This is a genomic window from Comamonas odontotermitis (assembly GCF_020080045.1).
Taxonomy (GTDB): domain Bacteria; phylum Pseudomonadota; class Gammaproteobacteria; order Burkholderiales; family Burkholderiaceae_C; genus Comamonas; species Comamonas odontotermitis.
Map to the genome: position 1 here is coordinate 1,660,314 of NZ_CP083451.1, position 15,147 is coordinate 1,675,460.

General features: G+C 62.4%; 17 protein-coding genes. 6 read left to right on the forward strand and 11 right to left on the reverse strand.

Annotation, left to right across the window (positions count from 1 at the left end; translation table 11 throughout):
- The first annotated feature begins 203 nt into the window (after positions 1-203).
- Positions 204-956 (forward strand): 23S rRNA (guanosine(2251)-2'-O)-methyltransferase RlmB, encoded by a 753-nt coding sequence (gene rlmB / locus LAD35_RS07730; protein WP_224152112.1) that lies wholly within the window; start codon positions 204-206, stop codon positions 954-956.
- 29 nt (positions 957-985) lie between these two features.
- On the opposite strand, the gene LAD35_RS07735 is transcribed toward rlmB, so the two are convergent.
- The 8 genes from LAD35_RS07735 to LAD35_RS07770 form a co-directional block, all read right to left on the reverse strand.
- Positions 986-1,354, reverse strand: coding sequence for a DUF1428 domain-containing protein (locus LAD35_RS07735; RefSeq protein ID WP_224152113.1), 369 nt, complete (start codon positions 1,352-1,354; stop codon positions 986-988).
- A 32-nt stretch (positions 1,355-1,386) separates the two neighbouring features.
- Complete coding sequence (locus tag LAD35_RS07740; protein ID WP_224152114.1) at positions 1,387-1,866, reverse strand: SRPBCC family protein; 480 nt, start codon at positions 1,864-1,866, stop codon at positions 1,387-1,389.
- 45 nt (positions 1,867-1,911) lie between these two features.
- Positions 1,912-3,357: a DHA2 family efflux MFS transporter permease subunit gene (locus LAD35_RS07745; RefSeq protein WP_224152115.1), complete on the reverse strand. Its 1,446-nt coding sequence runs from the start codon at positions 3,355-3,357 to the stop codon at positions 1,912-1,914.
- Between the two features lie 21 nt (positions 3,358-3,378).
- Positions 3,379-3,831 carry an SRPBCC domain-containing protein gene (locus tag LAD35_RS07750; RefSeq protein WP_224152116.1) on the reverse strand — a complete coding sequence of 151 codons (453 nt, stop codon included), beginning with the start codon at positions 3,829-3,831 and terminating at the stop codon, positions 3,379-3,381.
- Positions 3,832-3,847: 16 nt separating this feature from the next.
- Entirely contained in the window at positions 3,848-4,192 is a 345-nt protein-coding gene (locus tag LAD35_RS07755) for a GFA family protein (protein WP_224152117.1), read from the reverse strand.
- Between the two features lie 92 nt (positions 4,193-4,284).
- Positions 4,285-4,671: a VOC family protein gene (locus LAD35_RS07760; protein ID WP_224152118.1), complete on the reverse strand. Its 387-nt coding sequence runs from the start codon at positions 4,669-4,671 to the stop codon at positions 4,285-4,287.
- 89 nt (positions 4,672-4,760) lie between these two features.
- Positions 4,761-5,582, reverse strand: a complete 822-nt coding sequence (locus LAD35_RS07765) for a DUF899 domain-containing protein (protein ID WP_224152119.1) — start codon at positions 5,580-5,582, stop codon at positions 4,761-4,763.
- Between the two features lie 30 nt (positions 5,583-5,612).
- Positions 5,613-6,059, reverse strand: a complete 447-nt coding sequence (locus LAD35_RS07770; protein ID WP_224152120.1) for a VOC family protein — start codon at positions 6,057-6,059, stop codon at positions 5,613-5,615.
- Positions 6,060-6,251: 192 nt separating this feature from the next.
- Here LAD35_RS07770 and LAD35_RS07775 point away from each other — a divergent pair, with 192 nt between their 5' ends.
- On the forward strand, positions 6,252-6,878 hold the full coding sequence (locus LAD35_RS07775) for a TetR/AcrR family transcriptional regulator (protein ID WP_224152121.1): 627 nt from the start codon (positions 6,252-6,254) through the stop codon (positions 6,876-6,878).
- Between the two features lie 116 nt (positions 6,879-6,994).
- Complete coding sequence (locus LAD35_RS07780; protein ID WP_224152122.1) at positions 6,995-7,765, forward strand: SIR2 family NAD-dependent protein deacylase; 771 nt, start codon at positions 6,995-6,997, stop codon at positions 7,763-7,765.
- Positions 7,766-7,823: 58 nt separating this feature from the next.
- On the opposite strand, the gene LAD35_RS07785 is transcribed toward LAD35_RS07780, so the two are convergent.
- The gene (locus LAD35_RS07785; protein WP_224152123.1) at positions 7,824-8,786 is read right to left on the reverse strand and encodes an aldo/keto reductase; all 963 of its coding nucleotides are present in this window, start codon (positions 8,784-8,786) and stop codon (positions 7,824-7,826) included.
- Between the two features lie 331 nt (positions 8,787-9,117).
- Between LAD35_RS07785 and LAD35_RS07790 the strand changes: the two genes are divergently transcribed.
- Positions 9,118-9,555: a universal stress protein gene (locus tag LAD35_RS07790; RefSeq protein ID WP_224152124.1), complete on the forward strand. Its 438-nt coding sequence runs from the start codon at positions 9,118-9,120 to the stop codon at positions 9,553-9,555.
- Positions 9,556-9,993: 438 nt separating this feature from the next.
- Positions 9,994-10,743 (forward strand): 2OG-Fe dioxygenase family protein, encoded by a 750-nt coding sequence (locus LAD35_RS07795; RefSeq protein ID WP_224152125.1) that lies wholly within the window; start codon positions 9,994-9,996, stop codon positions 10,741-10,743.
- Positions 10,744-10,834: 91 nt separating this feature from the next.
- On the opposite strand, the gene LAD35_RS07800 is transcribed toward LAD35_RS07795, so the two are convergent.
- Positions 10,835-11,821: a Bug family tripartite tricarboxylate transporter substrate binding protein gene (locus LAD35_RS07800; protein WP_224152126.1), complete on the reverse strand. Its 987-nt coding sequence runs from the start codon at positions 11,819-11,821 to the stop codon at positions 10,835-10,837.
- A 410-nt stretch (positions 11,822-12,231) separates the two neighbouring features.
- On the opposite strand from LAD35_RS07800, the gene LAD35_RS07805 reads away from it, so the two are divergent.
- Complete coding sequence (locus LAD35_RS07805) at positions 12,232-12,774, forward strand: peroxiredoxin (protein ID WP_396022787.1); 543 nt, start codon at positions 12,232-12,234, stop codon at positions 12,772-12,774.
- Positions 12,775-12,888: 114 nt separating this feature from the next.
- On the opposite strand, the gene LAD35_RS07810 is transcribed toward LAD35_RS07805, so the two are convergent.
- Positions 12,889-15,135, reverse strand: a complete 2,247-nt coding sequence (locus LAD35_RS07810) for a heavy metal translocating P-type ATPase (protein WP_224152128.1) — start codon at positions 15,133-15,135, stop codon at positions 12,889-12,891.
- Positions 15,136-15,147 lie beyond the last annotated feature (12 nt).

Consider the following 15,147-nt stretch of genomic DNA (forward strand, 5'->3'; position numbering starts at 1 on the left):
TAAGGAGTTGTTGCGCATATTGGGAGCGCGCTACTGGCTGATTTTTACCAATTCCGCATCTCTCTCTGTCCTTACCAGAGCGCAAGGTGGTGAAGGCTGCGAGGTGCAGGCGCACTCGACAGCAAAAAATCCGATGAGTGACCAGAAGCGGCTTGTCCCCTTCCTGTGCCCCGGCATCGCGGCTGCAGGGATAATGGCGGCCTATGTCATCCCCCAAAGTCTTGTTCGGCTTCCATGCCGTGGGCGTGCGCATGAAGACGGCGCCCAAATCCATCATTGAAGTCTATTTCGAGTCCACGCGCCGCGATGCACGCATGCGCCAGTTCATCGAACGCGCCAAGGAGGCGGGGGTGCGCCTGATCGAGGCCGATGCCACGCGCATCGCCAAGCTGGCGGGCAGCCACGGGCACCAGGGGGTGGCCGCGCGGGTGGAGGAAATCAAGGACACCCGCACGCTCGACGAGCTGCTGGACGATCTGGAAGAGGCTGGCGTGGCATCGCCCCTGCTGCTGGTGCTCGATGGCGTGACCGATCCGCACAACCTGGGCGCCTGCCTGCGTGTGGCCGACGGCGCTGGCGCGCACGCCGTGATCGCCCCCAAGGACCATGCGGTTGGCATCAATGCCACCGTGGCCAAGGTGGCCAGCGGAGCGGCAGAGACGGTGCCATATTTCATGGTGACCAACCTGGCGCGCACCCTCAAGGAGCTGAAGGAGCGCAACGTCTGGATCATCGGCACCAGCGACGATGCACCCAAGACCCTGTACCAGGTCGATCTGAAGGGCCCTGTGGCCCTGGTGCTGGGCGCCGAGGGCGATGGCATGCGCCAGTTGACGCGCAAGACCTGTGACGAACTGATCGGCATCCCGATGATGGGCGCAGTATCGAGCCTGAACGTATCGGTAGCCAGCGGCGTGTGTCTGTATGAAGCGCTGCGCCAGCGCGGCGGCCAGTAACTCCAGCCGCTTGCCCGCCAGCCCGCTTTTCAGCGAGGTGCATCCATTTGCACGATGGGTGCAAAACCGCCAAAGAACATGCGCTTGGCATCAAACGGCATGTTCTCGGGCGTCACCTCGGCCAGCCGCGGATCGGCCATCACGGCGGCGTTGATCCGGTCGCGTTCTGCACGCGATGTGTAGACAATCCACGAGAAGCAGGCCACTTCGTCGTCCTTGAGCAGAACGGCTTTGGCAAACGAAGTGATTTCGCCGGGCGGCACATCGTCGCCCACGCATTCCCAGTATTGCAGCGCACCATGCTCCAGCCAGACGTGGCCTGCCTTTTCGGCAAGGGCCCGGTAAGCATCCAGGTTGGCGCGGGGCACGGGCAGAACAAATCCATCAACGTAGGGCATGGCGGTCTCCTATCTGTTTGCTGCGCTTGAAACTACAGCGTGGCAGCCAGTGCGGCCAGCTGGTCGGCGCAGATGCCCCAGCCGGTGTGAAAGCCCATGGCTTCATGCTGCTTGCGGGTCTCTTCGGTCCAGTGGCGGGCAATGGCGGTATAGCGGGTCTGGCGTCCGCCTTCGCCCTCGGGCTCGAAGGTGACGATGGCGGTCATGAATGGCTTTTCGGTGGGCACCCAGCCGGCGGTGTAGGCATCGGTGAACACCAGCTTGCGCTCGGGAACGACTTCCAGATACACCCCGGCGTTGGGGTATTCCTTGCCTTCCGGGTCGCGCATGACCACCAGGCTGCCGCCGCCCGGGCGCAGGTCAAGCTCGACCCGTGCAATGGTCCAGGGTTTGGGGACAAACCACTGTTTCATCAATTCCGGGTCGGTCCAGCAGCGGTAGAGCGTGGCAGCAGGGGCGTCGATCAGGCGCGTCAGCACCAGGTCCTGGGGATGTGTGGTGTTGGTAGACATCAGAGATTTCCTTGTTGCAGAGTGATGGAGTGATGGGGGTGTCATTCAATGGTGGGCGATGGCCGGGGCATCGGCGTCGGCGTGCAGATCTGCACGCAGCATAGCGCCGCCCAGCACCGCCGCCAACAGGGCAAAAAAGGCACCAACCGCAAACGCGAGCTGGTAGCCGCCATTCAACGCAGCGATGGCATCGTGCCCGGTGGTGAGCAGCGACTGGCTGCGCGCCGCAGCAATACTGGCCAGCACTGCCAGGCCCAGTGCCCCGCCCAGCATGAAGGCTGTATTGACGAGGCCCGAGGCGAGGCCTGCGTCGTCCGGCTCGACATCGTGCATGGCCGCCATCAGCATGGGGTTGAACGCAATGCCTGCACCCACGCCCAGCAGCACCATGCCGGGAAACACATGCACCCAGAAGTTGCCCGCCACGGGCGCGCGGGCAAACAGCAGCAGACCCAGAGCAGCCAGTGCAAGGCCTGCCACCAGCGGCGTGCGGATGCCAAAGCGCATCACCAGCTTGGCCGACCAGCCCAGTGACAGCACCGCCATCACCAGATTGGCGGGCAGAAAGGCCAGGCCCACCTGCATGGGGGTGTAGCCCAGCACCTGCTGCAGATACAGCGCCGACATGAAGAACCAGGCAAACATGCCTGCCGACCAGAGAACGGCGCAGACATTGGAGACCACGATATTGCACCGCCTGAACAAGCCCAGCGGCACCAGCGGGTGCGCCGTGCGCGATTCAATGGCCAAAAACGCAAGCATCAGCACGACCGACAGACCCAGGGTGACCAAGGTCTGCGGCGACGACCAGCCAGCCTCGTTGCCACCGACCACGCCGTAGACGGCCAGCATGAGGGAGAGCGTGACGGTCACCGCCCCCGCCACATCGAGCCGCTGGCGGGTGGCCGAGGCGGGCGATGGTGCCAGCAGGCGCAGGCTGGCCACATACACGGCCACACCGATGGGGAGGTTGACCAGAAAGATCCAGTGCCAGCTCACGCTGGTCAGCAGACCGCCCAGCAGCACGCCAATGCTGCCGCCGCCCGCACAGACAAAGCCATACACCCCCATGGCGCGGGCGCGCTCATTGGTTTCGCTGAACAGGTTCATGATGAGCGACAGCGCCACGGCAGAAACCACGGCGCCGCCCAGCCCCTGGATGGCGCGGGCTGCTACCAGCACGCCTTTGCTCTGCGCGAGGCCGCATACCAGCGAGGCCAGGGTGAAAAAGGCCAAACCGGCCAGAAAAACGCGCCGGTGGCCGTACAGATCGCCCAAGCGCCCGCCCAGCAGCAGGCAACCGCCGAAAGTGAGCATGTAGGCGTTGACCACCCAGACCAGTTCGGTCTCGCCAAAGCCCAAGTCGGTGCGGATCGAGGGCAAGGCCACATTCACGATGGTGGAGTCCAGCACGATCATCAGCTCGCCCAGGCACAGTACGACGAGGGCCAGCCAACGGTGGCGTGAGGAGGGAGGGTGGGCGTCAGTCATGGGTGGGGTTCAAATGCGTAATCAGAGCGCCAGGACTTCGGCCGTCAGGCGATCCAGGTTCTGTTCATTGGCTGGTTCTACGATAGGCGCCAACTGCTGCGCCATTTCGGCGCTGTCCAACACCTGCACGAAATCCACCTGGGTGCCAGCACCGTCGGCCTGCACCCGCAGCGTCAGTCGAAACAGGGGTTGCGCGATATGGCGCAGCACAAAGAGCCCGGGTTGACTGCCTTGAGGCGGATCAATGGTCTCGAACACGTTTTCGTTCGGATAGGTCTTGCCATCCGGGCTGTGCATGTCAAACACCCAGTGCCCACCGGGCCGCATGTCGCAGCGCTGCACGGTGTTGGTAAAGCCCGCAGGGCCCCACCACCGTGCCAGCCGCTCGGGCGACTGGATGGCGGCGAACACCTTCTCCGGCGTGGCTGCGATGTGGCGTGTACTGATGAAGGTATTGCCGTTGCGCTGAGTCATGGCTGTTTCCTGGTAGTTACATGGCCCGGCCATCGTGGTGGTGCACGGGAATGGCGTTCAGATCGATGTTCTCGACACAGCGCAGATTGATGGCGGCCATGGCCGTGCCATCGGGCGCTGTGCCTTCGCCAAAGGTGTGGATCCCGCAGGTCGGGCAGAAATGGTGCTTGATTTTGTGCTTGTGGAACTGGTAGGTGGCATCCTGCAAGGGCTTGAGCAAGCGCAGAGATGTGCGAGGCGTGAACCACAGCAGCGAGCCGCGCCGCTGGCAGATGGAGCAATTGCAGGCCAGGGCCTGCTGGATGTCACCCTCGAATTCAAACGCGGTCTGGCCGCAGTGGCAACTGGCGGTATAGGGCATGGGAGAGCCGATACAAAGGGGTTGAAGAGGGGCGAGGCGTAATCGGAAGGCCGCCTGTGGTCGTGATGGCCATGAGGCAGCCAGGCGATCGTCTACTTCATGGAATGCAGGCCGATCATGTTGCCCTCGGTATCGAGGATGATGGCGCAGTGGCCGTATTCGCCAATCGCAAACTTGCCCTGGTGCACCTTTCCGCCAGCCTTCTCGACCCGGGCTTGCTCCACGGCGCAATCGTCACACCCAAAGTACACCATGGTGCCGCCGCCTCCGGGTGAAACGCCATCCATCTTGACCAGCGTTCCACCAGCGCCGCCGGTGTTCATGTCATTGGGAAACGCCAGCATCTGCATGCCACTGGCGCCACCCGAGGGGGCTGGCAGCGGCTCCAGCCGGGTCTGGAATACTGCTTCGTAGAAGGTCTTGGCACGCGCCATGTCACTGACGTAGATCTCGAACCAGACAACGGGATTGGGTTTCATCGTGAACTCCTGAATCAATGAAGGAACTGGCACGGTAAAGCAGTACTAACGCTGTATGAAGGCCGTACCGTGCCGTCTGAATGAGAGCCTCAGCCTTTCGCGCAGGAGCAGCAAGCTGCAGCCGGCTGGGCGTCATAGTCGTCATGGCGGCGCCACCAGTATTCCTGTTCGTTGCGCCCCAGGGGGGCGCGGTCGAGCCAGGTGTAGACGCTCCAGAGCGCATCCAGCCCCCGGGAATAGGCCGAATAGGTGTGGAACACCTCGCCATTCTGCATGGCAAAGGCGCTCATGCCCGGGCGCTCGCGCGCGTAGGATGCAACGTCCGTGCTGGCCGATGAGGCACCGCGCGAGGCGCCATCGGGCGTGGCGCGGCTGGGAATGGACGCATCGTCAATCGCTGCACGCGGCACCGGTGGCTCAGCCTGGTAGTTGTAGACGATGCCCGACTCCTGCTGCTCGGGCGTGAACGAAGCGCCAAAGTCGAAATTGAAATCGCTGCCCGACGACGAAGCCCAGGGAAAATGCCAGCCCATGCGCTCGCGGTAGTCAAGCAGCGTGGTCAGCGGCGCGCGCGACACAGCCCAGAACGCTACATCATGGTTCTGTAGATGCGTCTGGGTTCCGTTGAAGCCATCGGCAATGGCCGAGCAGGAGGGGCACCCGGCCTGGTAGCTGGGCCCGAACATGAAGTGGTAGACCAGAAGCTGCGAGCGTCCGCCAAACAGATCAGCCAGCGAGGCAGAACCTTGCTCGGTGTCAAGGCGGTAGTCCTTGTCGATGCGAACCCAGGGCAGCGCAGCGCGCTTGCGGGCCAGTTCATCCGATTGGCGTGTCAGCGCCTTTTCTTCTGCGAGCAAGGCCAGTCTTTCGCTCAGCCATTGCTCGCGCGATGCAGTGCGGTGCGGGGTCATGCCGGGCCTCCAGAGGATAGAGGGCGCCGCTCAGGCCGCCACGTTCACCATCCAGGGGGTGCCGAAGCGATCGGTCACCATGCCAAAGCCGGGCGACCAGAAGGTCGCTTCAAAAGGCATGGCGACCTGGCCGCCCTGGGTCAGGCCATCGAACACGCGCTTGCCTTCGGCTACCGATTCAACGCTGATCGAGACCCACAGGCCCTGGGGCTTCTGGTAGCCGCCACCACAGCCTTCGGCATCTTGGCCGGGCATGGCCGGCATGGTGTCCGAAGCCATGATGGACTGAGCGCCCACCTGCAGCATGGCATGCATCACGCGGTTCTTGGCAGACTCGGGCAGCGGGGGCATGCCTTCGTGGGGTGGCATTTCGCCAAAGGTGGACTGGTGCACGATCTGGCCGCCAAACAGCTTGGCGTAGGACGCCATGGCTTCTGCACAGTTACCGTCGAAATTGAGATAGGGAATGAATTGCACGGTCTCTCTCCTGGGTGGAAATTTTGCTCGCAAAGACTGCAAACAAAGGTTGATGTGGACGCTGTACACACATTCTGCGGCTTAAAATGAACAGTGTCCACATTTATTTCCAAACAGGCGGTTTCGGGGTGTAAGCAGTCGTTTTTTCGACATTCCCCGTTGTACAACCGCTTGATGACCGATTGACTGCGAATGAGTCCGAGAGAGAGATACCACCACGGAGATTTACGCCAGGCGATGGTGGCGGCGGGGTTGGCGCTGGCGCGCGAAGGCGGCCCCCAGGCCGTTGTCTTGCGTGAAGTCAGCAGGCTGACGGGCGTGGCGCCCAATGCGGCCTACCGTCACTTTGCCAACCACCTGGCCTTGTTTGAGGCGGTGCGCGCCGCTGCCCTGGGGGCGCTGGCCCAGGCGATAGAGCAGGAGATGAAGGTTGCCGAGCAGATGCCTGACGCGGTTGTGCGTGCGCGCGGTCTGCTGGCAGCCGTAGGGCGGGGCTATCTGCGCTTTGCAGAAGCCGAGACAGGCTGGTTCCGTACCGCGTTTGCCGCTGGTGCCTTTGATGTGGAAGTACCGCCAGACCCTAGCCGCACGGCAGACAAGGGCCTCAACCCGTATGAGTTGCTGAGCTATGCGCTCGATGCCATGGCAGCCGCTGGCGTACTGCCGCCAGAGCGCAGGCCGGGGGCAGAGTTTCTCGCCTGGTCCACGGTGCACGGCATGGCGATGCTCAGCATCGATGGGCCATTGCGCGGTGCCACGCCAGAGCAGCGCAAGGCCTTGGGGATCCGGCTTCTGGCCATGGTGGAAAAGGGCATCTAAGAACGTGTTTACGATCTCTATGCAGCCGCGTTGGAGTGCAATCTTCGATGCCGCAGCGTCGCCGTCGTGCATTGCGCATGCCGTATGCTGGCTCCCCGTTTTTCACGCTTTCTAGCATGCCAGCTGCTCCTAACCATACCTCCTTGTCACCTGCCGCCACTGACATCGCTCAGGTGGCCCAATGGATTGTGGATGCACGCCACCTGCTGGTACTGACGGGCGCGGGCGTGAGCGCCGAGTCGGGGGTACCTACTTTTCGCGATGCGCAGACGGGTTTCTGGGCACAGTTCAGCCCCGAAGAGATGGCGAGTGAAGCGGGCTATCTGGCCCATCCGCAACGGGTGTGGGATTGGTACCAGTACCGCCGCCGGCTGGTGGCCGAAGTGGCGCCCAATGCGGGCCACTTCGCACTGGCGCAGTGGCAGGCGCAGCACTCCGAGCGCATCACCCTGGTGACGCAGAATGTAGACGGCCTGCACCAGCGTGCGGGTAGCAGTGCGGTTCTGTGCCTGCACGGCAACCTGATGGACAGCCGCTGGCTGCTTCCAGCCCGGCCCTGCTGCGACATGCGCTTTACCGAAGATGACGGCCCGCCCCAATGCCCTGGCTGCGGCAACTACCTGCGCCCTGCCGTGGTCTGGTTTGGCGAGAGCCTGCCGCATGCCGAGCTGCAGCAGGCGCAGGATGCCGCCAAGGGCTGTGATGTGATGCTGGTGGTCGGCACCTCCGGCAATGTGTACCCAGCCGCCGGGCTGGCGCATATCGCTGCGCGCGGCGGTGCCCGTGTGGTCATCATCAACCCTCAGGCTACCGGACTGGATCAGGTGGCCGATGTGCGGTTGCAAGGCACATCGGCGGAGCTACTGCCGCAACTGCTGAAGATTTAGAGAAAACCGGTCGCCAGCGCACAGCTGGTGCGCGCTATCAATCCTTTTTTGATAGCAATCAGGCTTCGGCGCTGGCGGCGTCCAGGCGGGCCATGGCGTCATTGTCGAGCTGCAGCTGGCTTGCCTTGATGAGCGATTGCATCTGCTGCATGTTGGAGGCACTGGCAATGGGCGATGCAATGCCGGGCTGGCGCATCACCCAGGCGACTGCAATTTCTCCAAGTTCGGCTCCCGTGCGTGCGCCCACCTCCTCCATGGCAGCCAGAATGCGCAGGCCGCGTTCATTGAGGTACAGGCTGGTGGTCTTGGCGCCGCGGGGGCTCTTGCTGGCATCTGCTGCCGTGCGGTACTTGCCTGTCAGAAAGCCCGCAGCCAGAGAATAGAAATTGATCACGCCCACGCCGTTTTGCACACACAGCGGCTGCAACTCTTTCTCGAACACGGCGCGGTCATACAGGTTGAAGAGGGGCTGCAGGCTTTCGTAGCGCGGCAGGCGATGCTTCTCGCTGGTCTGCAAGGCGTGGGCCAGGCGTGCGGCGCTGTAGTTGCTGGCACCGATTGCGCGAATCTTGCCTTGCTGAATGAGCTCGCAAAAGGTTCCCATCACATCTTCGATCGGCACATTGGGGTCATCGTCATGCGTCTGGTACAGATCGATGTAATCAGTCTGCAGGCGCTTGAGCGAAGCATCAACGGCCTGGCGGATGTAGTCGGGGTGCAGACCAACCTTGCCTTCGCCCATTTCCTTGCCTACCTTGGTGGCCAGCACGAGCTGGTGGCGCTTGCCCGATTTGCGCAGCCATTTGCCAATGACCGTCTCGGACTCGCCGCCCTGGTGGCCTGGGGCCCAGCGCGAATACACATCGGCGGTATCGACAAAGTTCATGCCCGCGTCGAGCCAGGCATCCAGCAGGCTGAAGCTGGTGGATTCATCGGCTGTCCAGCCAAACACATTGCCGCCAAAACACAGAGGCGAAACTTGAAGGGGAGAGCGGCCCAAGGGGCGCAGGGTGGTGGACATGAACGGCCTTTTTGTATGAAGGAGGGGTGGGTGCCATTGCAGCATCGGAACCCGATGTGCTGACATTATGGAGAGGCGCCTTGCATTGGCAATCAAGTGCATGACAGCGAGCACGCCAGGATTGTCGAGCGCCACGATGTTCTACATCGCTGCACCGTGAGTGCGGGCGATGGGCAGGCTTCGGTCATTGTGGATCGCTTACTTTTGACGCAGCGCAGACAGCTGCAATCACCGTACGTCCGTCCATTGTTTCCTGCGTTCCAAGTTTGCCCTGCCCTCTGAATTGCGGTACAACCGATAACAAGCGCAACAACTAGAAGGAGTAGATGCCATGTTCAAACACATTCTGGTTCCGGTCGATGGTTCACCCACATCGATGCTGGCAGTCAACAAGGCTGCAGGGCTTGCCAAGGTGTTCGGCAGCCAGGTCACCGCTGTCTATGTGATCGACCCCTATCCGTTCACCGGCGTGGGCGCCGATTTCGCCTATGGCCAGGCGCAATATCTGTCCGCTGCAACGGCCGATGCGCATGCGGCGCTCGACAGCGTCAAATCTGCCATGGAGCAAGCGGGTATCCCGGTCGATACCGTCATGGGTGAAGGCCACTCGGTGCATGACGGCATCATGGAAGCCGTCAAGACAACCGGTGCCGATCTGATCGTGATGGGCTCCCACGGCCGCCGGGGTCTGGAAAAGCTGGTGCTGGGCAGCGTGACGCAACGTGTGCTCGGTGACAGTCTTATCCCGGTGCTGGTGGTGCGCCAGTAAGCGCTTGCGGCGCATTGCCCTGCGCATGGATGCTGCGGCGGGGCTAGCGCGCTCTATACCAGAAAGGCCCCCCTTGAGGGGCCTTTTTTACGTCCAGGCCGTTGCATTATTGATTTCAGTTAATAAAAAACCGTGTCAATTATTAATAATTGTTAATCCATCCCTTGAATTTCCATAAAATCAATACCGTTGGGGGCAAAGAAGAAGCGCATGGATCTTGGGCTTCTGCAAGCCTGTATTCGAAGCAGCAGGGTCTGCAAAGATGAAATGCAAGCAGTGTGTCTTGCCGGGCTGCCAAACACTTCAGCGGAGGGAGGGCTCCGCGTGGGGCTGCGTGTGTGCGCAGCCCCACATTTTTATGTGAGGCCGGAAAACACCATCGTGGTGCAATGCCATTGTGTGAAGCCTAAGCTCCTCGCATCCTGAAGAAGAACCAACATGCAAGCCTTTCCTCCTCCTTATTGCGACGCGCAAAGCGTAGACAGCACCTTGCGTGCATACGGTTATGCAGTGCTCAGCCCTGCCACCGTTGCGCAATGGGCGCAGTGTGATGGCGAGTTGCTGCCCCAGCTGGCTGACAGCTGGAATGGCATGCCGGACGACGCCTACCTGAAGGATGGTGGGCGCTATCGCAAGCGCCGCCATTCCTGCTATGTGGTGCAATCGGGCGCCGTGCACACCGTGGCGCACCGGGCGCACTGGCAGCCGGTGCAGTACAACGCCTTGCATGGCGGCATGCAGCGCTGGTTCGAGCCGGTGTTGCCTGCCACCAATGACAACCCCGCCTGGACACAGTTGCTGCTGGCGCTGGGACGCACCTCCAATGCGCTGTTTGATACCGGGGCAGAGGAAGCCTGGTATACCGAGGCGCACCAGTTCCGCATTGATACCACTGACGGCATTGGCCGTCCGACGCCGGAGGGTGCGCACCGCGATGGCGTCGATCTGGTGGCTGTGTTCCTGGTGGGGCGCACCAATATCAAGGGCGGCGAAACCCGTGTGTTCGATGCCACCGGCCCGCAAGGCCTGCGCTTTACCCTGACCGAGCCCTGGTCGCTGATGCTGCTCGATGACGCCCGCATGATCCACGAGAGCACGCCCATTCAGCCGTTGGATGAATCGGGTGGCCACCGCGACACGCTGGTGGTGACCTTGCGGCGCCGGGCCTTTCAGGGCGATGACGCCTGAGCCTGCCTGCGCTTTTTTTGCAATCTAGAAAAAAGACTGCCCGCGCTTGTGTACCAAGCGCGGGCAGCTATCTATTGGGAAGCAATCGGTTTTACTGGATCGCTGCGCCCGACGATTCGACGATGGCCTTGGAATCCTTGAAATCCTGGTGGAAGAACTTGTCGAAATCAGCCACCGACATGGCCTGAGGCTCGGCACCCTGAGCCTGGATGGCTTCCTGCACGCTCTTGTCGGCCAGGAGCTTGTTCACCTCGGTGTTCAGCTTGGTGACGATGGGCGCGGGCAGGTTCCTGGGGCCGAACAGGCCGTACCAGGTGCTCACGTCAAAGCCCTTCATACCCAGCTCGGCCACGGTAGGCACATCGGGCAGCGACGAGCTGCGCTTGGCAGAGGTGACGGCGAGCGGGCGCAGTTTGCCAGCCTTGATCTGGCCGATGGCGGATGGCACCGATGACACCAGCAGATCGACATTGCCCGACAGGGTGTCGACCAGGGCCGGGTTGGAGCCCTTGTACGGCACGTGGGTCAGCTTCACGCCCGCAGCCTTTTCAAACAACACGCCCGCAATGTGGATGCTGGTGCCATTGCCGGGCGAGCCGTAGGTGATCTTGCCCGGGTCAGCCTTGGCTGCAGCGATCACGTCGTTCAAGGTCTTGAACTTGCTGGTTTCCGCCGTGGCGATGATGACAGGCGAGTAGGCCACGTGGGCAATCGGCGTCAGATCCTTGGAAGGGTTCCAGGGCAGGCCCTTGTACAGGTAGTAGCCCAGCACCACGTTGTCCTTCTGGCCCATCACGATGTCATAGCCGGTAGGCTGGGCCTTGGTGGCTTCGGTGATGCCGATGGTGCCGCCCGCGCCTGCGCGGTTGTCGGCCACCACGGTCCAGTGGTTGTGCTCGGTCAGCTTCTGCGCAATGATGCGTGAGAGGATGTCGGTGCCGCCGCCCGGTGGGAAGGGCACGATCATGCGCACTGGCTTGCTGCCGGGGTAGTCACTGGCGGGGGCTTGGGCATGGGCCACGGCAGCGGCACTCAGGGCCACGGCCACAGCGCCACAACGCAGAACTTGTTGGATCATCGGGTTTGTCTCCTGTAGAAATCACACCATCGCATGCCGCAGGCGAGTTGCAAGGTGTGGGAGGGAATATATGCGGTCAATGCGGTGATGATGCGTGCCATCACGCCAAGTTGCGTATTCTATGGGTTTGTGACCGTTGGGTGACTTCGCTGCGGCGAACCTGTGATGCAATGGCTACGGAGGGTGCGCGAAAAGCGCGCTGGCCGTGCTGCCTAAATACGAAGGCCGCATTAAGAGCCGCTAACACAACCCAGCAAATCGCAGATTTGCGGTTGAGACGAGACGCGAAGCCGCAGGCAGTACAGACGTACGACAAGGCGAAGCAACGACGTATCAAGGGTTATGTTAGCAGCTCTAAAGGCTGCGGCTTGGTGCAAACAGTACGGAAAGGATGGACGATGGCTTTCAAGATGATTTCAGCAGTGCTTGCCACAACTGGCATGCTGTGGCTGGCTGCACCAGCGTACGCCGCGTTGGCGGTGGGGGCCACGGCGCCTGTCTTTACTACGCAGTCGGCCCTGGCGGGCAAGGCGCAACCGTTTGACATGGCCGCTGCGCTCAAGGGTGGGCCGGTGGTGCTGTACTTCTTTCCCAAGGCGTTCACGCAGGGCTGCACTGTGGAGGCCCATGCCTTTGCCGAGGCGACGCCGCAATTTGCCGCCTCGGGTGCGCGGGTGGTGGGTATATCGCATGACGATATCGCCACCTTGCAGAAATTCTCGACCGAGGCCTGCCGCGATCAGTTTGTCGTGGCGTCCGATCCGGACGCAAAGACCATCCAGGCCTACGATGCAGGATCGGCCGCACGCCCAGGCACGGCATCGCGCATCTCGTATGTGATTGCGCCCAATGGCAAGGTGTTGTTCATGCACGAAGGCAGCGATCCAATCGAGCATGTACAGCAGACCCTCAAAGCCGTGCAGCAGTGGAAGGCTGCGCACAAGCAGCCCTGAGACGCCGACTGACGCTCTTGCCGATTGTTCAGTTATGCATGTGGCGGTGATAACGCCAAAAAACAAAGCGCGGATACTTCCGCGCTTTTTCATAAGGTGCTCCCGAGGGATGCCTTACTGGGCAAAGCCCTTCCACAACCGCAGGCGCAGGCCATTGGCCACGACCAGAAGGCTCACGCCCATGTCGGCCACCACGGCCATCCACATGCTGGCATTGCCCGTCAGCGCTAGTACAAAGAACACTACCTTCACTCCCAGCGCCAGGGTGATGTTCTGCCATAACACGCCGTGGGCATGGCGCGACAGCGCAACGGTCTGCGGAATGCGGCGCAGGTCGTCGTTCATCAGCACCACATCGGCGGTTTCCATCGCCATGTCGGTGGCGTGGGTGCCACCCATGGCAAAAGCCAGGTCTGCCTTGGCAAGGGCCGGGGCATCATTGATGCCATCGCCCACCATGGCGGTCGGGCCGGTGCTGGTTTGCATCTCGCCGAGGATGCGTAATTTGTCTTCTGGCAGCAGATTGCCCTGCGCCCGCGAGATACCGGCCTGCGATGCGATGGTGGCCACGGTGGTGCCGTTGTCGCCGCTGAGCACCACGGGCTGCACGCCCACCGTCTGCAGCTGGCGCACGGCCTCGGGCGCCTGTGCACGCAGCGGGTCGGCGACGGCGAAGATAGCGTGTACCGAGCGCTCATCGGCGAGCAGTGTGACGGAATGGCCTTGCTGCTCGTGGCGTTGCAGCGCTTCTTCCAGGGTTTCGCTGGCAATGCCCATTTCGCGCATCAGGCGGAGATTGCCCAGCACATAGCGCGAACCGTCAACGGTACCAGCCATTCCCCGGCCCGGTAACGCCTCTACATCCTGCGTATTGTGGCTGGAGGTGTGGGCGAAGGATGATTCCAGCCCATTTGCAATGGCGCGCGAGACCGGGTGGTCGGAGCGGCTTGCCAGTTGCCAGGCGATGCGCTCCTCGTCACCCGAGGGCAGGTTGCCCCACACCTGAACCCCCATCAATTGGGGTTGTCCTGTGGTCAGGGTGCCGGTCTTGTCCATGGCAATGGCGCGCAGGTTGCGGGCACCTTCCAGTGCGCTGCCGCCCTTGATCAGCACGCCATTCTTGGCTGCAACGGTGAGGGCGCTCACCACCGTAACCGGCGTGGAGATAACCAGCGCGCAAGGGCAGGCAATCACCAGGAGCGCCAGAGCCTGGTAGATGGACTGTGTCCAGGTCCAGCCCATGGCGAACGGGGCGATCACGGCCAGCGCAATGCCCAGCAGCAGCACGATTGGCGTGTAGATGGCGGCAAAGCGGTCCACAAAGCGCTGCGTGGGCGCCTTGGAGGCCTGGGCTTCCTCCACCGCGCGCACGATGCGGCTGATCAGGCTTTGCTCGGGGGCAGCGTCCACACGCATTTGCAGCTCGCCTTGCTGGTTGACGCTGCCTGCATACAAAGGGTCGCCCACGGATTTTTCTGCCAGCGTGCTTTCGCCGGTGATGGGCGCCTGATCGACCGCGCTCTGGCCCTGGCTGACTGTGCCGTCCAGCGGAACACGTGCACCCGGCGCAATGCGCACCACCGAGCCCATGCGCACATCGGCGGCCAGCATGCGCTGCGTGCTGCCATCGGGCAGCACTACATCGGCTTCTTGCGGAGCGAGATTCAGCAGGTCGCGTATGGCATTGCGTGCACGGTCCATGGCCATGTCTTCAATGCGCTCGGCGGCGGCATACAGCGCCATCACCATGGCCGCTTCGGGCCACTGGCCGATGATGAAGGCGCCGGTGACGGCAACCGCCATCAGCGCATGGATGCCCAGCTTGAGCTGCAGCAGGCCCTTGATGCCCGCCTTGTAGACGCCCAGGCCCGACAGCGCAATGGCTACCAGGGCGAGCGCCATGCCGCCGTAGTGCAGCACATCGTAGTTGGCGCTGCCGGGTTCGCCACTCGCCCAGTGAAAGGCTTCGGCCGCCACGGCTGCTACGAGGGCCGCGCCGATGCGGCCCCAACCGGGCAGGGCACCGTGGTCGTGGCCATGGTCATCGCCGCCTTCACTGGCGTGGTCATGGCCCTCGTGGTTGTGTGCATTGGCCTGCGCTGCCTTGCGCTTGCCAAAGCTGAGGTCGATGGTGCCGCAGTCGCAGCACCCCGCAACACCCTTGGCGGGCGTGCAGTTGCCAGCCGCAGCGCTGGTGACGGACGGGCCGTGGTGCCCATGCGCCTGGTGATCATGCCGGTGGGCATGGCCCTGTTCGCCGGTATGCGTGTGGGCGTGTGAATGGGTGTGCGCATTGGCGCGCGAAGAGGAGTCCGAGTGGAGATCCAAATGGGCAGGGGCTGTCAGGTTTTTATCGCTCATGCGAAGATTGGA